Origin of the sequence: Streptomyces roseirectus (assembly GCF_014489635.1) — a bacterium.
Classification (GTDB): domain Bacteria; phylum Actinomycetota; class Actinomycetes; order Streptomycetales; family Streptomycetaceae; genus Streptomyces; species Streptomyces roseirectus.
The window spans coordinates 4,999,967-5,021,405 of record NZ_CP060828.1 but is presented as its reverse complement, the minus strand read 5'-3'; the positions used below and the strand labels follow the sequence as shown (position 1 = coordinate 5,021,405).

Genomic DNA, 21,439 nt, shown 5'->3' with positions numbered 1-21,439 from the left:
CGGAACAGGAACGGGAACCAGGGCCGGACGAGGACCCGAGAACCCCGGCGTTCCCGACGGACCCCGGACTCCGGGCGTCCCCGACCCGTCCCGGGTCCCCGGCACACTGCGTCCGACCGGCGCTTCGGGCACGCCCGGCGCCCCGGGTCGCCCCGGCGTCACCGACGCCCCCGGCCTCTACGGCACCCTCGGCTCCGCCGGCGTTCCCGGCCTGCACAGCGCCCCGGGGGAGCCAAGCGCCTCCGGGGCGGCGGGCGTTGACGATCCCACCCGCGCGCCCGACACCACCGGCGGCCCCGGCGCCCTCGGCCCCGACCACGCCTTCGGCTCCCCCGGCGCTCCCGGCGCCCTGAGGGCTGCCGACGTCACCGGCACTACCGGCTCCCCCGGCGTCTCCGACGCACTCGGCGCCGGCCATGCCCCGGGCTTCCCCGGTGCTCCCGGTGCTCCCGGTGCTCCCGGTGCTCCCGGTGCTCCCGGTGCTCCCGGTGCTCCCGGTGCTCCCGGTGCTCCCGGCATGATCGGCGCCCCGGGGCTGCCCGGAACCGCCGACGTCACCGGCGCTGCCGGCCTCCACGGCACCCTCGGCCCCGCCGGTGCTCCCGGCGCCTTCGGCCCCGGCCATGTTCCTGGTGCTCCCGGCATGATCGGCGCCTCAGGGCTACCCGGCGCCGCCGACGCCACCGGCGCTGCCGGTCCCCACGGCACCCTCGGCCCCGCCAGCACCCCCGGCTCCCCCAGCACCGGCCATGTTTCCGGGTCCGCCGGCGTCTCCGGTGCTCCCGGGGTCGTCGGGTTTCGGGGTGGGACCGAGGGCTCGGCCGTCCCTGGTGTCGGGCTCTTCGGGGCAGGGGGTGTGCGCAGTGGGTTCGCCGGGGCTGTGGTGTGGCTTTATGACGAGGCTGGGGTGCCGGATGAGCGGCGGCGGCATTTGGTGGGGCTGTATGTGCGGTTCGCGGGGGTGCATGTGGGGCGGTTGTTGGAGGTGGAGCGGATGAGGGCGTGTGTGGGGACGGTGGCGGAGGAGTTGTTGCCGGCGCGGTTGCCGAGGGTCGCGGGGATGCGGCTCGCGGTGCGGCACCGGAGTGGGGTGCGTGGGGGTGGGGACTGGTACGACGCGCTGCCGTTGCCGGACGCCGCGCTCGGGCTCGCCGTCGGGTCGGTCACCGGGAGCGGGCCGAGCGCGGTCGCGGCGATGGGGAGGCTGCGGGCCTCGCTGCGGGCGTACGCGGTGATGGAGGGCGAGGACCCCGTCGCCGTCCTGTCCGACCTCGAACTGCTTCTGCGCCTGACCGAACCGGCCCGCGCCGCGACCGCGCTGTTCGCGTACTGCGAGCCGGGCCCGCGGAAGATCACCCTCGCCGGGGCGGGCCACTGCCCCCCGCTGCTGACCGGCGAGCGGCGCACCGAGTTCGTGGAGACGTCCGTGTCGGCGCCGCTCGGCATGCTGTCCTGCTGGGAGGCGCCGAGCGTCGACCTGGAGGCCGCGCCGGGAGAGACGGTTCTGCTCTACACCGACGGCCTCCTGCGCCGCACCGGCGAGCCGATCGACCGCGCCTTCAACCGCCTGCACTCGGCCGCCGCCGGCATCCCGAGGGCCCTGCGGGACGACCCCGGGGCCATCGCGGACCACGTCCTGCGGGCGATGCTGCCCGCCGGCGCGGACGACGACGTCACCGAGGACGTCGTCCTGCTGGCGGCGCGGTTCGATTAGGGAGGTTTGCGGGGATCCGGTCGCCTTCCGCACAACCGTACGATGGGGACGGTCCCGTGCCGTATGGAGGAGGAAGACCGTGTCCGACGAGCTCACCCCGGAGACCCCGGAGACCCCGGAGACCGAGGAAACCGAGGCGATCAAGCCGCGCAAGAACGGGCTGTACCCCGGCGTCTCCGACGAGCTGGCCGAGAACATGAAGTCCGGCTGGGCCGACACGGAGCTGCGCGACCTCGCGCCGCTCCCGCAGGCCGCCGAGACGGCCGCCCGGCGCGCCGCGCTCTCCGCCCGCTTCCCCGGCGAGCGGATCGTCGTCCCCGCGGGCAACCTCAAGGTCCGGTCCAACGACACGGACTACCCGTTCCGCGCGTCCGTCGAGTACGCGTACCTCACGGGCAACCAGACCGAGGACGGCGTCCTCGTCCTGGAGCCGACCGCGTCCGGCGGGCACAGCGCGACGCTCTACCTGCTGCCCCGCTCCGACCGCGAGAACGGCGAGTTCTGGCTCTCGGGCCAGGGTGAGCTGTGGGTGGGGCGCCGGCACTCGCTCACCGAGGCCGAGCGGCTGTACGGGCTGCCCGTCTCGGACGTCCGCAAGCTCGCGGACGCGCTGCGCGGGGCGACCGGGGCCGTGCGGGTCGTGCGCGGGTACGACGCCGGCATCGAGGCCGCGCTCCACGACAAGGTCACCGCCGAGCGGGACGAGGAGCTGCGGGTCTTCCTCTCCGAGGCGCGGCTCGTCAAGGACGACTTCGAGGTGGCCGAACTCCAGAAGGCCGTCGACTCGACCGTGCGCGGGTTCGAGGACGTCGTCCGCGTGCTCGACAAGGCCGAGGCGACGTCCGAGCGGTACATCGAGGGGACGTTCTTCCTGCGGGCGCGGGTCGAGGGGAACGACGTCGGGTACGGGACGATCGCGGCGGCCGGGGCGCACGCGTGCACGTTGCACTGGGTGCGGAACGACGGTCCGGTGCGGGCTGGGGAGCTGCTGCTGCTTGACGCCGGGGTCGAGACCCACACGTATTACACCGCCGACGTGACGCGGACCCTGCCCATCAACGGGCGGTTCGACGCGGTGCAGCGGCGGGTGTACGACGCCGTGTACGACGCGCAGGAGGCGGGGATCGCGGCGGTGCGGCCCGGGGCGAAGTACCGGGACTTCCATGACGCCGCGCAGCGGGTGCTGGCCGAGCGGCTGGTGGAGTGGGGGCTTGTCGAGGGGCCCGTGGAGCGGGTGCTCGAGCTGGGGCTTCAGCGCCGGTGGACGTTGCACGGGACGGGTCACATGCTCGGGATGGACGTCCACGACTGCGCTGCCGCGCGGGTGGAGTCGTACGTCGACGGGACGCTCGAGGCGGGGATGGTGCTGACCGTCGAGCCCGGGTTGTACTTCCAGGCCGATGATCTGACCGTGCCGGAGGAGTACCGGGGGATCGGGGTGCGGATCGAGGACGACATCCTCGTGACGGCCGAGGGGAACCGGAACATGTCCGACGGGCTGCCCCGGCAGGCGGACGAGGTGGAGTCGTGGATGGCTTCGCTGAAGGGCTGAGGTAGGGGGGTGGTGGCCGGGCTCCGAAGGGGGGTCCGGCCATCGTCGCGGGGTGCGGGTGCTTCGTGGCTGGTCGCGCAGTTCCCCGCGCCCCTAAAGGACTTGGCTGCCCCCGGTGGTCAAAGTGCCGGTAGTGCCGGTCCCAAAAGAGGTGTCACACGGCTACCAGCGGGGCGTCCTTGCGCCACTTCAGGATCTTGTCGAAGCTGACTACCGCGCCGCCCCGGCCTGGCTTGTTGCCGATGTGGACGTGGTCGGCGAGCTGTTGGATGAGGTAGAGGCCCCGGCCCTGTTCCGCGTCGGAGGAGGAGACTCTGGGGGTTCTCTGGGCGGTGGTGAAGCCCGGGCCCGAGTCGGCCACCTCGATGCGGCACTTCTCGCCGTCGAGGTACGCCGTGACCCGGAACGCCTCCGATGTGGTGCCTCCGCCGTGTTCGACGGCGTTCGCGCATGCCTCGCTCAGGGCGACGGAGAGGTCGTAGCAGACGTCGGGATCGACGCCGGCGGTCTCCATCGTGCCGAGCAGCAGGCGGCGGGCGAGGGGCACGCTCGCGGCATCGCGCCGCAGATGCAGTGACCACCAGATGCTCATGTTCCAGCCTCCTGGCCGCGGCTCGACATACCGATACCTATTGCCCCCGAGAAGCCGAAGTAAGCGCGAATTCCGCGTGATCCCGCCCATATGGTGGATGCGCGGGGAACCGGAACGGGTGTATTGGCGCCCCAACCACACCAGTCGGTGCCAGTCGTATCAGAAGCTGATCTTTTGGATGCTTTGTGTCCGGCCCGGGACCTTGTGGACCTGACGTCGGACGACGATCGGACCAGTGCGATGATGGGCCCGCCATGAGTGTCCCCCGCCCGCGCGCCGAGTGCGCCGGTCGCGATCTCCGGCTGCTGCGGGCCGCGGTGTTCGCCGCGGTCTGCGTCGTGCTGGCCGCCGCCGGGCACGCGGTCGCCTCCTGCGAGAGCGTCCCGCTGTGGACGCTGGGGGCGGGGTTCCTGGTGATGTGCGCGATCGCCTGGCCGCTGTGCGGGCGGGAGCGGTCGCTGCCGGGGATCGTGGCGCTCCTCGCGGCCGGACAGACCGCGCTGCACACGGTGTTCGGGGTGGGGCAGCACGCCCAGCAGCCGCCGCCGGTCACCCATGACGCCGCCCTCGTGGAGCAGGCCGCGCGGCTGCTGTGCGGGACGACGGCCGCCGCGATCAGCCCGGCGCACGCCTACCGGATCCTCACCGAGGCGCGCGTGTACGACGCCGGCGCGCATCCGGCGGAGCAGATGAGCGCCGGGTCCGCCGGGCTGCTGCCGTCCCTGCCGATGCTGCTGGGGCACGTCCTCGCGGCGGTCGCCGCCGGGTGGCTGCTGCGGCGTGGGGACAGTGCGCTGCTGCGGCTGATCGGGCTCTCGGCGCGCGGGGTCGCGGAGGGGGCGCTCATGCGGTCTCTGCGCGGGGCGCTCACGCTGGTGCGCGCGCTGCTCGCGGGGCTGCCCGGCGCGCCCGGGAAGGGTCCGCGCGCCCCTCGCGCGGACCAGCTCGCGCCGCCCCGGCTGCGGCACACGGAACTTCAGCACGCGGTGGTGCGGCGAGGGCCGCCGGCGGGGGCGTTCGCTCTCGCCGCCTGACACGACAAGCTGTCGCCCCCTGTCTCTCTGGGAGGGGGCGGGTGCTGTCGTGCTGCACGGCGCGCGTTTTCCCGCGCGCCCCCTCACCCGACCTCGCTCACCGTGGAGTGTCCGCAACCATGAAGTCCATGCCAGTCCGCACCCCCCGCCGTCTCCTCGCCGCGTCCGCGCTCGCCGGTACGGCCGTCCTCGCGCTGTCCTCGCCCGCGTTCGCGCACGTCACCGTGGTCCCGGAGGGCACCGCCGCGAAGGGCGGGTACGCGGTCGTCGACTTCCGTGTCCCGAACGAGCGCGACAACGCCTCGACGGTCAAGCTGGAGGTGAACTTCCCCACCGACCACCCGCTCGCGTCCGTGATGCCGCAGCCGGTGGAGGGCTGGAACGTCGCCGTCACCAAGAGCAAGCTCGCCAAGCCACTGACGCTGCACGGCAAGCAGATCACCGAGGCCGTCACCAAGGTCACCTGGACCGCCGCAGGCAAGGGCATCGAGCCCGGTTTCATCCAGCAGTTCCCCGTCTCGGTCGGCGCGCTGCCCGAGGACGCCGACTCGCTCGTCTTCAAGGCGCTCCAGACGTACTCCAACAAGGAGGTCGTGCGCTGGATCGAGGTGCAGGCGGCCGGTGCCGAGGAGCCGGAGTTCCCGGCGCCGACGCTGGCCCTGGCCGCCGCGTCCGGTGACGGGCACCACGGCGGCGGGACGGACGACGCCGCCGCCGCGTCCGCGACGACCACCTCGTCGTCGTCCGAGTCCTCCGACAGCACCGACACGACGGCCCGGGTGCTCGGGATCGTCGGGATCGTCGTCGGGATCGCCGGGGTCGCTTACGGGGTGCTCGCGGGGCGGCGGCGCGGGGCCGCGTCCGACGTCTGATTCTCGCGGGCGCGCGCCGGGCGCCACCGGCGCGCGCCTCTCCTCCGGAACATCTGGGACATTTCTCTATGCGCAAGAAGACGTACGCGACGGCCGCCCTGCTCGCCGCCGCCCTGTTCACCCTCTCCGCCTGCGGCAGCGACGACAAGAGCGACGCCGCGGTCACCGCGGTCTCCGAGGACAGCGGCAACTCGGGGGCGACGATCGTGCTGGACCAGCCCTTCACCAAGCCGAACCTGGTGCTGACCGATGCCCAGGGCAAGAAGTACGACCTGCGGGCCGAGACCAAGGGGCGGCCGACGCTGCTGTACTTCGGGTACACGCACTGCCCCGACGTGTGCCCGCTGACCATGAACAACATCGCCGTCGCCAAGTCGAAGCTGCCCAAGGCGCAGCAGGACCAGCTGCGGGTCGTGTTCGTCACGACCGACCCCGCGCGGGACACCCCGGCCGCGCTCGCCTCCTGGCTCAAGGGCATCGACCCGCAGGTCGTCGGGCTCACCGGCGACTTCGCGACGATCCAGGCCGCCGCCCGGACCGTCGGCATCACCATCGAGCCGCCGCACAAGGACAAGAACGGCAAGATGGTCTCCACGCACGGCACGCAGGTCGTCGCGTTCTCGCCGAAGACCGACGCGGGCTACGTCCTCTACACGGAGGACGCGACCGTCGACGACTACATCAAGGACCTGCCGAAGCTCGTCCAGGGGGCGAAGCCGTGAGGTACGCCGCCATCGGCGTCGGGGCGGCCCTGCTGCTCGCCGGGTGCGGCTCGTCCGCCGACAGCGGGCCGGCCCTGTCCGTCGACGCCGCCTACATCCCGCAGCCCGTCTCCGACATGGCCGCCGGGTTCCTGACGATCCGCAACGAGGGCGGGACGAAGGACGAGCTGACGTCCGTGACCAGCGACGCCGGGCCCGTCACCGTGCACGAGACCAGCGGCGGGACGATGAGCGAGGTCGCCTCCCTCGACGTGCCCGCGCACGGCCGGCTCGTGTTCAGGAGCGGCGGGAACCATCTGATGTTCGAGAAGCTGGAGCGCAAGCCGAGGCAGGGCGAGAAAGTGACCGTGACCCTGCACTTCGCCGAGTCGAAGGACCTGAAGGTCGAGATCCCGGTGGAGTCGGCCACGTACGTCCCCAAGACCGGGAACTGAGGGAGGGAAACACATGCCGTCGGCCACCGCCTCGCGCGTGCGCACCTGGGTGCTGCTGTTCCTGGCCGTCACCGGAGCACTGCTCGCCGGTGCCGGGCCCGCGTCCGCGCACGCCGCGCTCACCGGCAGCGATCCCGCGCAGGGGTCGGTGGTCGCGCAGGCCCCCACGCAGGTGACGCTCACGTTCTCCGAGAAGATCGCCACCAACGCGGACTCCGTGCGCGTCCTCGACCCCAAGGGCAACCGGGTCGACGCGGGCACCGCGAACAACACGGGCGGAACGACGTACGCCGTGCCGCTGCGCAGCGGGCTGCCCGACGGGACGTACACGGTGACGTACCAGATCGTCTCCGAGGACAGCCATCCCGTCTCCGGGGCGTACACGTTCTCCATCGGGGCGCCGTCCGAGACGAGTGTGTCGACGTACGTGCAGGAGGCGGGCGGCGGGGTCGTGGGCGCGCTCTACGACACCGGGCGCTACCTCTCGTACGCCGGGTTCATCGTCCTCGTCGGCGGGGCCGCGTTCGTGCTGGCCTGCTGGTCGCGGGGGAGTTCCGTGCGGGCCGTGCAGCGGCTCGTCGTCGGGGGGTGGCTGACGCTCACCGCGTCGACGCTGTTCCTGCTGCTCCTGCGCGGCTCGTACACCGGGTCCGGGAAGGTCGGGGACGTCTTCGACCTCTCCCTCCTCGGGGACGTCCTCCAGACCAAGGCGGGCGCGGCGCTCGTCTCCCGGCTGCTGCTGCTCGCCGCCGCCGCGCTGTTCATCGCCGTCCTGTTCGGGGCCTACGACAAGCGTGAGGGCCAGGAGAAGCGGGACCTGACCTTCGGGCTCGCGGTCGGGGGGACGGTCGTCGCGGCCGGGCTCGCGGCGAGCTGGGCGCTCGCCGAGCACGCGTCGACAGGGCTCCAGGCCGGAATCGCGATGCCGGTCGACATCGTCCACCTCCTCGCGGTCGCCCTGTGGCTCGGCGGGCTCGCGACGATGCTGGTCGCGCTGTACCGGGCGCCCGCGGAGCATCCCGTGGAGGCGTCCGCCGTCCGGCGGTTCTCGCAGATCGCGTTCGGGAGCGTCGTCGCGCTGGTCGCCACCGGAATCTACCAGTCCTGGCGGCAGTTGGGCTCGTGGTCCGCCTTCACGGAGACGGCGTACGGGCAACTGCTGCTGGTGAAGATCGGGCTGGTGGTGGTCCTGGTGGGGATCGCGTCGGTGTCCCGCCGGTGGACGGGGCGGCTGGCGGAGGCCGGAGTATCGACGGGAACTGAGGAAACGACCACTACCGAGGTCGAGGAAGTCAGAGAGCCGGTTGCCACGGCCGGTGCTTCCGGTGACTCCAAGCGGGCCGCTCAGCTCGCCCGGCAGCAGGCCGCCGTCGAGTCCGCCCGGCAGAAGAAGCTGCGGGACGGGGACGTCAACCGGTTCGGGCTCAGGCGGTCGGTGCTGGCCGAGGCCGGGGTCGCCGTCGTGCTGCTGGCTGTGACGACGATCCTGACGTCGACCGAGCCGGGGCGGACCGAGCTGGACGCGAAGGCGGCCACCTCGGTGTCGGCGAACGCGCCGTCGGACGGGACGGGCGGCGCGCTGACGCTGGACATGAGCTTCGACACCGGCGGGGCCAAGGGCAAGGGTGTCGTGAGCGTGGACATGGATCCGGCCGGGACCGGGGCCAACGAGCTGCATGTCTATGTGACCGACGCCAACGGGCAGCCCTTCGACGTCCCTGAGCTGAAGCTCGCCTTCACGCTCGAAGCCAAGAAGATCGGGCCGTTGCCCGTCACTCCCGACCACATCACCACCGGTCACTGGGCGGCGAACGGAGTGCAGATCCCGATGGCCGGCGAATGGAAGATCGCCGTGACCGTCCGGACCTCCGACATCGACCAGACGACCGTCTCCAAGAACGCGCAGATCGGCTGAACCGTGACCCTTTCGGAGCCCCGTACGACTCAGGAAACGCCCGCGAAGGAGGGGGTGTCACGCCGTGCGCTGCTCGGCACGGCCGGTGCGACCGGGCTGGTGCTGGGCGCGGCCGGCGCGGGCGTCGGCTATGCCGCCGCGCCGGACGGGGCGACCCCGCTGACGTCCGTCGGCGCGGACGAGGTCGCGTTTCACGTGAAACATCAGCCCGGGATCCTCCAGGGCCTCCAGGCGCGGGGGCATGTCGTCGCGTTCGACCTCGCCGCCGGGGCGGGGCGTACGGAGGCGACCGCGCTGATGCGGCGCTGGTCGCGGACCGCCGAGCGGCTGATGGCCGGGGAGGCGTCGGAGCGGGGAGACACCGGGATCGCCCTGGACGCCGGTCCGTCCGCCCTGACGATCACCTTCGGCTTCGGGCACAGCTTCTTCGCGAGGACCGGGCTGGAGAAGCAGCGTCCGGTCGCCCTGGATCCGCTGCCCAGCTTCTCCTCCGACCACCTCGACAAGGCCCGCAGCGACGGTGACCTGTGGGTGCAGATCGGCGCGAACGACGCGCTGGTCGCCTTCCACGCCCTGCGCGCGATCCAGAAGGACGCGGGCAGCGCGGCGAAGGTCCGCTGGCAGATGAACGGCTTCAACCGCTCGCCGGGCGCGACGGCCCACCCCATGACGGCCCGGAATCTCATGGGCCAGATGGACGGGACGCGCAATCCGAAGCCGTCCGAGGCCGATTTCGACCGGCGGATCTTCGTGCCCGCCTCCGGTTCGGAGAACCCCGCGTGGATGGCGAACGGCTCCTACGCCGTCGTCCGCCGGATCCGGATGCTGCTGGACGACTGGGAGAAGCTGAGCCTCGCGGCGCAGGAGCAGGTCATCGGGCGGCGGAAGGCGGACGGGGCGGCGCTGTCCGGGGGGAGTGAGACGACCGCGATGGACCTGGAGAAGACCGACGCGAACGGCGATCTGGTGGTCCCGCTCAACGCGCACGCGCGGATCTCGCGGCCCGACCAGAACGGGGGCGCGGCGATGCTGCGGCGGCCGTTCTCCTTCCACGACGGCATCGACCCGGACGGCACCCCGGACGCCGGTCTGCTGTTCATCTGCTGGCAGGCGGATCCGCTGCGGGGTTTCGTGACCGTGCAGCGGAAGCTGGACCGGGGGGACGCGCTGTCGAAGTACATCCGGCACGAGTCGAGCGGGCTGTTCGCGGTGCCGGGCGGGGCGGAGAAGGGGGGGTATGTGGGGCAGGGGTTGCTGGAGGGGTAGTCGCTGCCGACGGGGTGTGTCGGCGGGGGGTGTGTCGGCGAGGTGTGTCGGCCGGGGGGCCGCTGTCGGCGGGGGGCGTCGGCCGGGAGGCCGCTGTCGGCCGGGGGCATCGGCCGGGAGGCCGCTGTCGGCCGGGGGCATCGGCCGGGAGGCCGCTGTCGGCCGGGGGCATCGGCCGGGAGGCCGCTGTCGGCCGGGGGCATCGGCCGGGAGGCCGCTGTCGGCCGGGCGGCCGGCGGGCGTGGGCTTGAGGTCACGCGGGTTCACTCGACCGTGAGACGCGTGAGCCGGGGTGGTCCAGGGCCATTAGGGTGAGCCCATGCCTGCCAGCTATGCGTATCTCGGTCCCGAGGGCACCTTCACGGAGGTCGCTCTGCGGACGCTGCCGGAGACGGCGACCCGGCAACTGGTGCCGTACGTGTCCGTGCAGTCCGCGCTGGACGCCGTGCGGACCGGCGAGGCCGAGGCCGCGTTCGTGCCGATCGAGAACTCCGTCGAGGGCGGGATCACCACGACCCTCGACGAGCTGGTCGCGGGCGCCCCGCTGATGATCTACCGCGAGGTGCTGCTGTCGATCACCTTCGCGCTGCTGGTCAGGCCGGGGACGAAGCTCGCGGAGATCAAGACGGTCTCCGCGCACCCGGCGGCCCAGCCGCAGGTGCGGAACTGGCTGCGGAAGCACCTGCCGGACGCGCTGTGGGAGTCGGCTGCCTCGAACGCGGACGCCGCGCGCCTGGTCCAGGAGGGCCGCTACGACGCCGCCTTCGCGGGCGAGTTCGCCGCCGCCCGGTACGGCCTTGAGGCCCTGGAGACCGGGATCCACGACGCGGAGAACGCGCAGACCAGGTTCGTCCTGGTGGGCCGTCCGGCCCGGCCCGCCGCGCCGACCGGTGCCGACAAGACGTCCGTGGTGCTGTGGCAGTCCGACGACCATCCCGGCGGGCTGCGCGATCTGCTGGGCGAGTTCGCGACGCGGGGCATCAACCTGATGCTGCTCCAGTCCCGGCCGACCGGGGCCGGTATCGGCAACTACTGCTTCTGCGTCGACGCCGAGGGGCACATCAACGACCGCCGGGTGGCCGAGGCGCTGATGGGGCTGAAGCGGATCTGCCGCGAGGTGCGGTTCCTGGGGTCGTATCCGCGCGCGGACGTGATCGACGCGGGGGATGTGGCGCTGCCGCTGCCGGGGACGTCGGACGCGGAGTTCGTCGCGGCGTCGGAGTGGGTCGCGCGGTGCCAGGACGGGCGTTTCTAGCCAGTCGTACAGGCATATCGCGGTTATCCACAGGAGTTATCCACAGGTGACCTTCTCGACCTGGGGATAAGTCGACTGCGCGGGGGTGTTCAGTCGACAAATCGCCTCACAAGCCCTCGGGTTGTCCACCGGTGGGTCAGTCACTCTTCGTCCACCTGTTTCCCTCGCGCCATCCTTTGGGACGACGCGTTTCCACTCGAAAGTGGATGCGAGGCATGTTTAGGACAGAATCTCGCGGGGTGGAGCCGGGCGGCAGAAAGATCGTTCTCGATATCCACAGATCTTTCGCACACCCTGTGGATAACTTTTCCCGGGGTGTGGATCACTGTGGACAACCGATCCCCAAGTCCCGTTTTCCACAAGGCAGTCGGGTCAACATTGAGCCACTGGTGTGCCTCGCGCCGGGGAGATGTGCGTATTGCCCTTGACGCTTTGGACAATTCCCTTATAACGGCCGATTCGGGGCGCGGTAATAGTCGGTCGTAGGGTGTCCGCCCGCACCGGTAGCCTTGGGCCTGTGATTGACCTTCGCCTGCTCCGTGAGGACCCCGACCGTGTGCGCGCGTCGCAGCGCGCCCGTGGAGAGGACGTCGCGCTCGTCGACTCCCTCCTGTCCGCCGACGAGCGGCGCAGGTCGTCCGGCGTCCGCTTCGACGAACTCCGTGCCGAGCAGAAGCAGCTCGGCAAGCTGATCCCCAAGGCCGCCGGGGAGGAGAAGGCCGAGCTGCTGAAGAAGGCTTCGCAGCTGGCGTCCGACGTCAAGGCCGCCGACGCCGAGCGCGACGCGGCCGACACCGAGACGCACGAGCTGCTGCTGCGCCTCGGCAACCTCGTCCACCCCGACGTGCCCGTCGGCGGCGAGGAGGACTTCGTCACGCTGGAGACGCACGGCGAGATCCGGGACTTCGGCGCCGAGGGCTTCGAGCCGAAGGACCACCTGGAGCTGGGCCAGCTGCTCGGCGCGATCGACGTCGAGCGGGGGGCCAAGGTCTCCGGCTCGCGCTTCTACTTCCTGACCGGCGTCGGCGCGCTGCTTGAGCTGGCGCTCGTCAACGCGGCGATCGCGCAGGCCACGGCCGCCGGGTTCACGCCGATGCTGACGCCCGCACTGGTGCGTCCGCAGTCCATGGCCGGCACCGGGTTCCTCGGGCAGGCCGCGCAGGACGTCTACCACCTCGACAAGGACGACCTCTACCTCGTCGGCACGTCCGAGGTCGCGCTCGCCGCGTACCACATGGACGAGATCATCGACGCGGAGCGGCTGCCGCTGCGGTACGCCGGGTTCTCGCCGTGCTTCCGCCGCGAGGCCGGGTCGCACGGCAAGGACACGAAGGGGATCTTCCGGGTCCACCAGTTCGACAAGGTCGAGATGTTCTCCTACGTCGCCCCCGAGGACTCCGAGGCGGAGCACCGGCGGCTGCTGGAGTGGGAGAAGCAGTGGCTGACGTCGCTGGAGCTGCCGTTCCGGGTCATCGACGTCGCGACCGGTGACCTCGGCTCGTCGGCCGCCCGCAAGTTCGACTGCGAGGCGTGGATCCCGACGCAGGGGAAGTACCGCGAGCTGACGTCGACGTCCGACTGCACGGAGTTCCAGTCGCGGCGGCTGTCCATCCGCTACCGCGAGGGCAAGACGGTCCGTCCGCTGGCCACGCTCAACGGCACGCTGTGCGCGGTGCCGCGGACGATCGTCGCGATCCTGGAGAACCACCAGCAGGCGGACGGGTCGGTTCGGGTGCCCGAGGTGCTGCGGCCGTTCCTGGGCGGGCGTGAGGTGCTGGAGCCGACGGGGGCCTGAACGGGCCGTGCCGTGAAGGCGGGGTCCGGTCCAGTGGGAGTGGCAGCGGGGGCTTGAGATGAGTGAGACGCGTGCTGTGAGTGGAGCCGACCGCACCTTGGACAGCTTTCCGTACAAGCTGATCGCGACCGACCTCGACGGGACGCTGCTGCGTGCCGACGAGTCGGTCTCCGCACGGACCCGTACCGCCCTCGCGGCGGCGACCTCGGCCGGGGCGACGCACATCGTCGTCACCGGCCGCGCCGTCCCCTGGACGCGGTACATCCTCGACGAGCTGGGGTACACCGGGCTCGCCGTCTGCGGGCAGGGCGCGCAGGTGTACGACGCCGGTGCGCATCGGCTGCTGACGTCCGTGACCCTCGACCGGCAGCTCGCGGGGGTCGCCCTCGCGAAGATCGAGGCGGAGGTGGGGCCGCTGTACCTCGCGGCGAGCCGGGACGGGCTCGACGGGGAGGTGCTGGTCGGGCCGGGGTACTCGCCCATCGGCAAGCTGCCGGCGACGCCGCTCACGGATGCGGCGGAGTTGTGGGCCGCGCCGCTGAACAAGATCTACGTCCAGCATCCGACGCTGGGGGACGACGAGCTGGCGGAGGCGGCCCGGCAGGCCGCCGGGGGGTTCGTCACCGTCGCGATGGCCGGTGAGGGGATCGTGGAGCTACTGCCGCTCGGGTTGTCCAAGGCGACCGGGCTCTCGCTCGCGGCGCGGCGGTTGGGGTTGAAGTCGGTCGACACGATCGCCTTCGGCGATATGCCGAACGATCTGCCCATGTTCGCTTGGGCTGCTCGGGGGGTGGCGATGGCCAATGCGCATGCCGAGCTGCGGGCCGTGGCGGATGAGGTGACGTTGTCCAACGAGGAGGACGGGATCGCGGTGGTGGTGGAGCGGCTGCTGGGGTGAGGGGTGTTCGCCGTTGCCGGGTGCGGGTGCGTCGTGGCTGGTCGCGCCCGCGCGGCGGTAGCCGCAAATCGATACAGCCCCGCGCCCCTAAAAAGCCGGGCCAGCGGGCCCATGTCCCGATGTCCCCAGCAGCGCCGGATCACCATTGAACTCACGCCAGCCATGAAACCGGCGCTGCTTCCAGCGGAGGATGCACGGATCGAACGTGCGCGGGTTTTCACCCGACCACGGCTAACTGCGCCGGTGCCTTGCCACTCGGCCAATCCTCCGGGTGGGCGGCCCACGCGAGAGCGACATCGCGTGCTCGAAGCGGCCGCCCCGGGCAGTTCCTCGTGGGCGGACTCGACGGAGTGAGCGACTACTCCGGAGCCCGCGGCGGGCTGCCCTGACGGGAGCGGGACGTACTGCCGTGCATGGACATCGCCCCGCTCCTCTCCCAGTAGACGACGCCGGGCACACCCCCGGCGATGCGGATACAACTACTGTGCCCGCCGGGGGAGTTGATCGCCAACGAATTAACGGCGCCCCGTACAGCGCGCCCCCTACTTCCGCCGCCACCTCTTGCGGCGGGCCTTGCTGAAGAACCAGCCGGCGGGGGGCTCGTCCGAGCGCCAGGGCTGGGGCTCGGGCGCCTCCCGGCTCCAGCGGGCGGAGAGCATGCGCGCACGGGCGGACGGCTCGCTCGCCTCGGCGGACCGTATGAAGTCCTCGTCGAGCACCAGCCCGTCCCACGCCTCGTCCCGCCCGGCCCCTTCCCGCCCGGCCCCCGATGTACGTTCCTCAGCCATCCGGCCCTCCTGGTCGCATCCCCTTTGCGCCAGTGTGCCCGGACGGAGGTGAAACCTCCGTCAAGGCCGACCGGCACCTCACAGGCTCCGCTTGTTCTCCCCGGCTCACTCCTCCCCGGCGAGCGTGAGGGAGCGCAGCTTCTGCCCCGCGTACCAGGTCGCGAGGGCGGTGACGACGACCAGGAGGACGGTCGCCGTGGGCAGCCCGACGTCGGAGACGACGAGGTCGCCACCGGTCACCTCGTGCGCGACGGCGAGCGACCACTGCTGGATGCTGAGCGTGCGCGCCCCCGGCACGAGGGACCCGAACAGCGCCTCCCAGACCAGCGCGTAGACGAGCCCGAAGACCACGGCGTGCCGCGAGACCGTGCCGAGCAGCAGGAAGACGGCCGCGTAGGCGATGGACGCGACGAGCGCGGCGACGGTGTAGGCGACGGCGATCTGCTGACCGTTGCCGTTGAGGACGAACCCGGCGATCAGCGTGGGCAGCGCCGAGAACACCATGGTCACGGCGATGGCGACGATGAGCTTCGTCGAGATGATCACCGGCCGCTTGACCGGCTTGGACAGCAGGTACACCACGGACCCGTCGTCGATCTCGGGCCCGATCGCGCCGGTCCCGGCGATGACACCGATGATCGGCACCATCGTGGCGAGCGCGAGCCCGCCGAGCAGGTCGACCGCGGTCTGGTCGTCCGCCCCGGCGAGGGCGCGGACGATCACGGCGATGACGATGAGCAGCATCGGCAGCGCGCCGAGGATGAGGGCCCGGCGGCGGCCGAGCAGGGCCCGGTAGGTGAGCCGGGCGACAGTGGGGTCGTACATCTTGGCCTCCTACGCCGCGACCAGGTAAGAGAACACGGATTCAAGGGACTCGTCGGACGGCGAGACGGCGAGCAGCCGGATGCCGTGGTCCCGGGCCACCCGCGGCAGCAGGGCGGTGAAGCGGCCGAAGTCGACGGCCTGGATCAGCAGCGCGCCCTCCGCCTGGTCGACCTCGATGCCGGCGGTCGACGGGTCGGCGATCAGCGCCGCGGCGAGCGCGCGGTCGTCGCTGGAGCGGACCAGGTAGCGGTGGGGGCGGTCGGTCATGAGGCGGCGGATGCGGCGGAAGTCGCCGCTCGCGGCGTGCCGGCCCGCGACGATGACCTCGATGTGGCGGGCGAGCTGTTCGACCTCCTCCAGGATGTGGGAGGAGAACAGGACGGTGCGGCCCTCGTCGCCCATGCGGCGCAGCAGGTCCATGAGCTGCATGCGCTGGCGGGGGTCCATGCCGTTGAAGGGTTCGTCGAGCAGGAGCAGCGAGGGGTCGTGGACCAGGGCGCTGGCCATCTTCACGCGCTGGCGCATGCCCTTGGAGTAGGTCTGGATCCGGCGGTCCTGGGCGTACTCCATCTCGACGGTGGCCAGCGCCCGCTGGGCCTCCTTCGCGCCGAGGCCGTGCAGTTCGGCGTTGGCGACGACGAACTCGCGGCCGGTGAGGAAGTCGTACATCGCCTCGCGCTCGGGGACGATGCCGATGTGCCGGTAGATCTCCTCGTTGCGCCAGACGGGGACGCCGTCGAGGGTGACCGTGCCCGTGGAGGGGGCGAGGAAGCCGCCCATCATGTTGATGAGGGTGGACTTGCCGGCGCCGTTGGGGCCGAGGAGGCCGGTGACGCCGGGGCCGATGTCCATGGTGATGTCGTTGACGGCGACCACGTTGCCGAACCAGCGGGAGACGTGGTCGAGGGAGAGCGTGGTCACAGGCCCACCTTCCGGTAGCGGCGGATCAGCAGGCCGTAGCTGGCGGCGATCAGGCCGAGGGTGACGAGGACGTAGACCGCCCCTTCGGCGCCGGACGGGCCCTGCCCGCCGGGGAAGGCGGAGCTCGCGCCGAGGAACGCGGTCTGGATCCCGTCGATCAGGGTGATCGGCGAGAACAGGCCGATCCAGGGGACGGAGCCGCCGCTGGACTGCTCGTGCGCGATGGCCTGGAGGGTGGAGACGGCGCCGTAGGTGATGGTCAGGACGGCGATGACGGCGGCGATGCCGAAGCCGCGCCGGGGGGTGATCGCGGCGATGACGAGGCCGAGGCCGGCGAAGAGGAGGGAGAGGAGGGCCACGGAGACGACTCCCTGGGCGAATCCCTTGGTCTGGTCGGCGAAGTCGAGCTTGGCGAGCAGCGCGCCCACGTAGAGGACGAGCAGCGGGGCGGCGGTCAGCGCGAACAGCGCGGAGGCCAGCGCGGCGAACTTCGCGAGGACGTAGTCGACGGTCTCGATGGGCCGCGAGAAGTACAGCGGGACGGTCTTGAAGCGAAGGTCGCGGGAGACCGACTGGGGCGCCTGGGAGGCGACGTACAGGCTGATGACGGCCTGCATGACGATCGCGTAGCGCGTGTAGTCGAGGGGGAGTTCCTTGGCCTTCGTGGCGACCGCGACGGCGACCATGATGGCGGCCGGTACGAGCATCACGGCGAACAGGAGCATCGGCAGGACCTTGGACTTCACGGAGCGTCCGAGGCCGTAGGCGCCGCGCAGGGACTGCGCGTACAGCGAGCGGCGGGCGTAGGCGCGACCGAGGCGGGGGCCGTCGTAGCCGCGGTAGCCGATGTCGTGGATGCGGGAGGTGTCGCCCGCTGTCTGGTCAACCGCCATGGCCGACGGCCTCCTTGCGCTGCTGGTCGCCCTGTTCGTCGGCGGTGGTGAAGACCTCGGAGATGTGGTGTCTGCGCTGTTCCATGCGGACCAGGCCGAGGCCGAGGCCGGCGACGGTGTCCCGGACGAGGTCGTAGGTCTCCTCGCTCCGCGCGGTCAGCAGCAGGAGGTGGCCGGCGCCGGGGAGGCCCGCGCCGCCGTCCTGGACGTCGGCTCCGCGCGCGAGGAGGGCTTCGCGCAGGGCCTTGGTGCCGTCCGGGTGGTCGTCGGTGTCGGTGACCTCGACCGCGAGGGTCGTGGTGGTCTGGGTGAAGTCGGTGGTGGAGCTGGAGCGCAGGAGTTTGCCGCCGTCGATGACGACGACGTGGTCGCAGGTGCGTTCCAGTTCGCCCAGGAGGTGGGAGGTGACCAGGACCGAGATGCCGAAGTCGGTGTGGATGCGGCGGATCAGGCCCAGCATCTCGTCCCGCCCGACGGGGTCGAGGCCGTTGGTCGGCTCGTCGAGGAAGACCAGGCGGGGGTCGTGGACGAGGGCCTGGGCGAGCTTGACGCGCTGCTTCATGCCGGTGGAGTAGCCGCCGATGGGGCGGTAGCGCTCCTCGTACAGCCTGACGTGCCGCAGGGTGTCCGCGGTGCGTTCGCGGGCGGCGGTGGGCGGGAGGCCGGACATGCGCGCCATGTGGACGACGAACTCGGTCGCCGAGACGTCCGGCGGGAGGCAGTCGTGTTCCGGCATGTAGCCGACGCGCTCGCGGATGGCGGCGCCCTTGGTCGCGACGTCGAGGCCGAGTACTTCGGCGCGGCCCTCGCTCGCGGGGGACAGACCCAGGAGGATCTTGATCAGGGTGGACTTGCCGGCGCCGTTGGCACCGACCAGTCCCGTCACACCGGGTCCGATGTCCACGGACAGCCGGTCGAGAGCGGTCACCCTCGGGAACCGCTTGCTCAGGCTTTCGGTCGCGATCACAGTCACGGTTCGAAGGTAGTGAGGGGGCGGGTAGGCGGTCGTCACCCCGGAGAGCCGTCTTCGCACCCACCTTCAGATGTAGGGGATACCTAAGGGATGCCCTACCTGAGAGGTACGGGCCGGGCCGGAACCCGTGCGCCACCCCCTATTGACGGTTTCTCTAACAAGTGCCAGATTCGGCGGGGTCAAGTTACGGACGCGTATCGCAACCGCACGGCGAGGTGGCATGACAACGGCAGTGACCCTCGGTTCCCCCGCCGGTCTGCGGGGATTCCGCCAGGTGCAGCGGCTCGCCTACGAGTGCGCCGAGGACGTGGCCGCCCGGCTGACCCCCGGCGTGACCGAGCGTGAGGCGGCCCGGATGCAGCGGGAGTACCTGCGCGGGCGCGGCGTCCGCGACTGGTTCCACCTCCCCTTCGCCTGGTTCGGCGACCGCACCGCGTTCACGGACTTTCGTATCCCCCTCCAGTTCTTCCCGACGAACCGCCGTCTGGAGCCCGGGATGCCGTTCATCCTGGACCTCGCCCCGGTGCACGAGGGGTACACCGCCGACATCGGCTACTCGGGGTCGCTCGGCGAGAACCCCGTCCAGGAGCGCCTGATGGACGACCTGGAGGCGCACCGGGAGCTGATCCTCAGGGAGGTCCGCGAGCGCAGGTCGCTGCGGGAGATCTACCAGGACGTCGACCGCCTCATGGCCCGCCAGGGTTACGCCAACCGGCATCGCGCGTACCCCTTCGGAGTGATCGCCCACAAGGTGGACCGGGTCGTCCAACGGCGGTTCTCCCCGCACCTGTTCGGCTTCGGCGTCCAGTCCCTCAAGGGCCTCGTCTCGGACGCCCTGCACGGTCACCGCGACGGCTGGTCCCCGCTGTGGTCGCCGTACCGTTTCTCCGACCACCCGCCGCAGCCGGGCCTGTGGGCGGTCGAACCGCATCTCGGATTCCGGGGCACCGGCGCGAAGTTCGAGGAGATCCTGGTGGTCACGGACTCCAGGGACCAGGCGGAGAGCGCCTTTTGGCTGGACGACGACCTGCCGCACACGCGGCGCTGGGCGGAGGGGAAGTGACGATGCTCGACGGGGCGCGCGAACGCCGGATCAGTACCGGCGGGATCGAGCTGTGCGTGGCGGAACTGGGCGAGCTGGGGCGCCCCGTCGTCGTCCTCGTGCACGGCTATCCGGACACGAAGGAGGTGTGGTCGGCGGTCGCGGCGCGGCTGGCACAGCGGTTTCATGTAGTGCTGTACGACGTGCGCGGGCACGGGAGCTCGTCCGCGCCGAAGCCGCTGCGGGGCGGGTTCACGCTGGAGAAGCTGACGGACGACTTCCTCGCGGTGATCGACGCGGTGAGCCCGGGGCGGCCGGTGCACCTCGTGGGGCACGACTGGGGGTCCGTGCAGTCCTGGGAGTTCGTGACGGTCGCGCGCACGGAGGGCCGGATCGCCTCGTTCACGTCGATGTCCGGGCCGTCCCTCGACCACTTCGGCCACTGGATCAACCGCCGGCTGCGCAGGCCGACGCCGCGCCAGGTGGGCCAACTCCTCGGCCAGGGCGCCAAGTCGTGGTACGTGTACGCGCTGCACACCCCGGCCCTGCCCGAACTGGCCTGGCGCGGCCCGCTCGGCAAGCGCTGGCCGGCGATGCTGCGCCGCGTCGAGAAGCTGACCGACCCGGCGTACCCGACCGCGTCCCTCCCCTCGGACGCCGCGCACGGCGCCTGGCTGTACCGCGACAACGTCCGTGCCCGGCTGCGGCGTCCGCGCGCCGACGCGTACGCGCACGCGCCCGTGCAGCTCATCACCGCGCTCGACGACGCCTTCCTCTCGCCCGCGCTGTACGACGAGTTGGAGACGTGGGCGCCGCGCCTGACCCGGCGCACGCTGCCGGCCAAGCATTGGATCCCGCGCACCCGGCCCGACCAAGTGGCGTCCTGGATCACCGAGTTCGTCACCTCGATCGAGGCCGGGCAGACGCGGACGGTCGCCGCGTCCGGCGTCCACGCGGAGCGGTTCGCGGGTCAGCTCGTGCTGGTGACGGGCGCGGGCAGCGGCATCGGCCGGGCCACCGCGTTCGCCTTCGCGGAGGCGGGCGCGCGTGTGATCGCCGTCGACCGGGACGCCGAGAGCGCCACGCGGACGGCCGAGCTGGCGCGGCTCGTGGGCGCGCGGGAGGCGTGGGCGGAGGCGGTGGACGTCTCGGACGAGGCGGCGATGGACGAACTCGCCGCGAAGGTACGGCAGTCGTACGGTGTGGTCGACGTGCTGGTCAACAACGCCGGCGTCGGTCTTTCCGGCTCGTTCTTCGACACGAGCACCGAGGACTGGCGGCGCGTCCTGGACGTCAACCTGTGGGGCGTCATTCATGGTTGCCGGCTGTTCGGGCGGCACATGGTCGAGCGCGGTGAGGGTGGCCACATCGTGAACGTCGCGTCGGCCGCCGCGTACCAGCCGTCGCGTCTGCTGCCCGCGTACGGCGCCTCGAAGGCGGCCGTCCTCATGCTGAGCGAGTCCCTGCGCGCGGAGTTGGCGGGCAAGGGGATCGGGGTGAGCGCGATCTGTCCCGGGCTGGTCAACACGGGCATCACGTCGACCACGACGTTCGTCGGCGTCGACGCGGGTGAGCAGGAGCGGCGGCGGGCGAGTTCCGCGCGGCTGTACGGGCGGCGCAACTACCCGCCGGAGAAGGTCGCGGACGCGATCGTGCGCGCGGTGGTCCGGGACGAGGCGGTGGTGCCGGTGACGGCGGAGGCGAAGGGGTCGCGGCTGCTTTCGCGGCTGTCGCCACGGGTGTTGCGGGCGCTGGCGCGGTACGAGCCGCGGATATAGGGGAGTTGGCCAAGTAACGTACCGTTAACATGACTTGCTCAAATGCCGCATTCCGCCCGGTAGTTATCCACAGAATCCCCAACCGGCCTGTGGATAACTACCGTTGGTTGTGGATCAAACCTGGTGGCGAAAATTGGGTGCGTGATCCACATCTCTCTCCGCACACTGGA

19 protein-coding genes and 1 tRNA gene are annotated in these 21,439 nt (G+C 71.5%); 13 read left to right on the top strand and 7 right to left on the bottom strand.

All coding sequences use genetic code 11. The annotated features are described in order from the left end of the window. The first annotated feature begins 349 nt into the window (after positions 1 to 349). Both IAG44_RS44790 and IAG44_RS21105 read left to right on the top strand, forming a co-directional pair. Positions 350 to 1,714: a PP2C family protein-serine/threonine phosphatase gene (locus IAG44_RS44790; protein WP_187752801.1), complete on the top strand. Its 1,365-nt coding sequence runs from the start codon at positions 350 to 352 to the stop codon at positions 1,712 to 1,714. Positions 1,715 to 1,793: 79 nt separating this feature from the next. Continuing rightward, the gene (locus tag IAG44_RS21105; RefSeq protein ID WP_187748645.1) at positions 1,794 to 3,266 is read left to right on the top strand and encodes an aminopeptidase P family protein; all 1,473 of its coding nucleotides are present in this window, start codon (positions 1,794 to 1,796) and stop codon (positions 3,264 to 3,266) included. A gap of 154 nt (positions 3,267 to 3,420) precedes the next feature. Here the strand turns inward: IAG44_RS21105 and IAG44_RS21100 are convergent, their stop codons facing one another. After that, positions 3,421 to 3,858 (bottom strand): ATP-binding protein, encoded by a 438-nt coding sequence (locus IAG44_RS21100; RefSeq protein ID WP_187748644.1) that lies wholly within the window; start codon positions 3,856 to 3,858, stop codon positions 3,421 to 3,423. Positions 3,859 to 4,112: 254 nt separating this feature from the next. On the opposite strand from IAG44_RS21100, the gene IAG44_RS21095 reads away from it, so the two are divergent. The 9 genes from IAG44_RS21095 (at position 4,113) to IAG44_RS21055 (ending at position 14,049) form a co-directional block, all read left to right on the top strand. Continuing rightward, positions 4,113 to 4,892, top strand: a complete 780-nt coding sequence (locus tag IAG44_RS21095; protein ID WP_187748643.1) for a hypothetical protein — start codon at positions 4,113 to 4,115, stop codon at positions 4,890 to 4,892. A gap of 119 nt (positions 4,893 to 5,011) precedes the next feature. Beyond that, on the top strand, positions 5,012 to 5,764 hold the full coding sequence (locus IAG44_RS21090; RefSeq protein WP_187748642.1) for a YcnI family copper-binding membrane protein: 753 nt from the start codon (positions 5,012 to 5,014) through the stop codon (positions 5,762 to 5,764). Positions 5,765 to 5,832: 68 nt separating this feature from the next. Further along, entirely contained in the window at positions 5,833 to 6,486 is a 654-nt protein-coding gene (locus tag IAG44_RS21085; protein WP_187748641.1) for an SCO family protein, read from the top strand. Next, entirely contained in the window at positions 6,483 to 6,920 is a 438-nt protein-coding gene (locus IAG44_RS21080; protein WP_187748640.1) for a copper chaperone PCu(A)C, read from the top strand. The genes IAG44_RS21085 and IAG44_RS21080 overlap by 4 nt, the downstream gene beginning before the upstream one ends. Before the next feature lie 13 nt (positions 6,921 to 6,933). After that, positions 6,934 to 8,835, top strand: a complete 1,902-nt coding sequence (locus IAG44_RS21075; RefSeq protein ID WP_187748639.1) for a copper resistance CopC/CopD family protein — start codon at positions 6,934 to 6,936, stop codon at positions 8,833 to 8,835. Between the two features lie 3 nt (positions 8,836 to 8,838). Next, complete coding sequence (gene efeB, locus IAG44_RS21070; RefSeq protein ID WP_187748638.1) at positions 8,839 to 10,101, top strand: iron uptake transporter deferrochelatase/peroxidase subunit; 1,263 nt, start codon at positions 8,839 to 8,841, stop codon at positions 10,099 to 10,101. 319 nt (positions 10,102 to 10,420) lie between these two features. Then, positions 10,421 to 11,356 carry a prephenate dehydratase gene (gene pheA / locus IAG44_RS21065; protein ID WP_187748637.1) on the top strand — a complete coding sequence of 312 codons (936 nt, stop codon included), beginning with the start codon at positions 10,421 to 10,423 and terminating at the stop codon, positions 11,354 to 11,356. 517 nt (positions 11,357 to 11,873) lie between these two features. Beyond that, positions 11,874 to 13,151 carry a serine--tRNA ligase gene (gene serS, locus IAG44_RS21060; protein ID WP_187748636.1) on the top strand — a complete coding sequence of 426 codons (1,278 nt, stop codon included), beginning with the start codon at positions 11,874 to 11,876 and terminating at the stop codon, positions 13,149 to 13,151. A 58-nt stretch (positions 13,152 to 13,209) separates the two neighbouring features. Next, complete coding sequence (locus IAG44_RS21055) at positions 13,210 to 14,049, top strand: HAD family hydrolase (protein WP_187748635.1); 840 nt, start codon at positions 13,210 to 13,212, stop codon at positions 14,047 to 14,049. Between the two features lie 184 nt (positions 14,050 to 14,233). Here the strand turns inward: IAG44_RS21055 and IAG44_RS21050 are convergent. The 6 genes from IAG44_RS21050 to IAG44_RS21025 form a co-directional block, all read right to left on the bottom strand. Continuing rightward, positions 14,234 to 14,318: transfer RNA gene (locus tag IAG44_RS21050), tRNA-Thr, on the bottom strand. Positions 14,319 to 14,591: 273 nt separating this feature from the next. Further along, a complete protein-coding gene (locus tag IAG44_RS21045) occupies positions 14,592 to 14,837 on the bottom strand; it encodes an SGM_3592 family protein (RefSeq protein ID WP_187748634.1) in 246 nt (81 codons plus the stop codon). A 105-nt stretch (positions 14,838 to 14,942) separates the two neighbouring features. Beyond that, entirely contained in the window at positions 14,943 to 15,662 is a 720-nt protein-coding gene (locus IAG44_RS21040; RefSeq protein ID WP_187748633.1) for an ABC transporter permease, read from the bottom strand. 9 nt (positions 15,663 to 15,671) lie between these two features. Then, complete coding sequence (locus tag IAG44_RS21035) at positions 15,672 to 16,583, bottom strand: ABC transporter ATP-binding protein (RefSeq protein WP_187748632.1); 912 nt, start codon at positions 16,581 to 16,583, stop codon at positions 15,672 to 15,674. Next, entirely contained in the window at positions 16,580 to 17,476 is an 897-nt protein-coding gene (locus tag IAG44_RS21030; protein WP_187748631.1) for an ABC transporter permease, read from the bottom strand. The genes IAG44_RS21035 and IAG44_RS21030 overlap by 4 nt, the downstream gene beginning before the upstream one ends. Next, positions 17,466 to 18,443 (bottom strand): ABC transporter ATP-binding protein, encoded by a 978-nt coding sequence (locus tag IAG44_RS21025; protein WP_187752800.1) that lies wholly within the window; start codon positions 18,441 to 18,443, stop codon positions 17,466 to 17,468. The genes IAG44_RS21030 and IAG44_RS21025 overlap by 11 nt, the downstream gene beginning before the upstream one ends. Before the next feature lie 226 nt (positions 18,444 to 18,669). Between IAG44_RS21025 and IAG44_RS21020 the strand changes: the two genes are divergently transcribed. Both IAG44_RS21020 and IAG44_RS21015 read left to right on the top strand, forming a co-directional pair. Continuing rightward, positions 18,670 to 19,512: a M24 family metallopeptidase gene (locus IAG44_RS21020; RefSeq protein ID WP_187748630.1), complete on the top strand. Its 843-nt coding sequence runs from the start codon at positions 18,670 to 18,672 to the stop codon at positions 19,510 to 19,512. Next, complete coding sequence (locus IAG44_RS21015) at positions 19,509 to 21,269, top strand: SDR family oxidoreductase (protein WP_187748629.1); 1,761 nt, start codon at positions 19,509 to 19,511, stop codon at positions 21,267 to 21,269. The genes IAG44_RS21020 and IAG44_RS21015 overlap by 4 nt, the downstream gene beginning before the upstream one ends. The last annotated feature ends 170 nt before the right edge of the window (positions 21,270 to 21,439 follow it).

Coding starts and splice junctions, on each gene's coding strand:
- IAG44_RS21100 (WP_187748644.1), bottom strand. CDS start 3,858: ATGAGCATCTGGTGGTCACTGCATCTGCGGCGCGATGCCGCGAGCGTG.
- IAG44_RS21095 (WP_187748643.1), top strand. CDS start 4,113: ATGAGTGTCCCCCGCCCGCGCGCCGAGTGCGCCGGTCGCGATCTCCGG.
- IAG44_RS21090 (WP_187748642.1), top strand. CDS start 5,012: ATGAAGTCCATGCCAGTCCGCACCCCCCGCCGTCTCCTCGCCGCGTCC.
- IAG44_RS21085 (WP_187748641.1), top strand. CDS start 5,833: ATGCGCAAGAAGACGTACGCGACGGCCGCCCTGCTCGCCGCCGCCCTG.
- IAG44_RS21075 (WP_187748639.1), top strand. CDS start 6,934: ATGCCGTCGGCCACCGCCTCGCGCGTGCGCACCTGGGTGCTGCTGTTC.
- pheA (WP_187748637.1), top strand. CDS start 10,421: ATGCCTGCCAGCTATGCGTATCTCGGTCCCGAGGGCACCTTCACGGAG.
- IAG44_RS21055 (WP_187748635.1), top strand. CDS start 13,210: ATGAGTGAGACGCGTGCTGTGAGTGGAGCCGACCGCACCTTGGACAGC.
- IAG44_RS21045 (WP_187748634.1), bottom strand. CDS start 14,837: ATGGCTGAGGAACGTACATCGGGGGCCGGGCGGGAAGGGGCCGGGCGG.
- IAG44_RS21040 (WP_187748633.1), bottom strand. CDS start 15,662: ATGTACGACCCCACTGTCGCCCGGCTCACCTACCGGGCCCTGCTCGGC.
- IAG44_RS21030 (WP_187748631.1), bottom strand. CDS start 17,476: ATGGCGGTTGACCAGACAGCGGGCGACACCTCCCGCATCCACGACATC.
- IAG44_RS21020 (WP_187748630.1), top strand. CDS start 18,670: ATGACAACGGCAGTGACCCTCGGTTCCCCCGCCGGTCTGCGGGGATTC.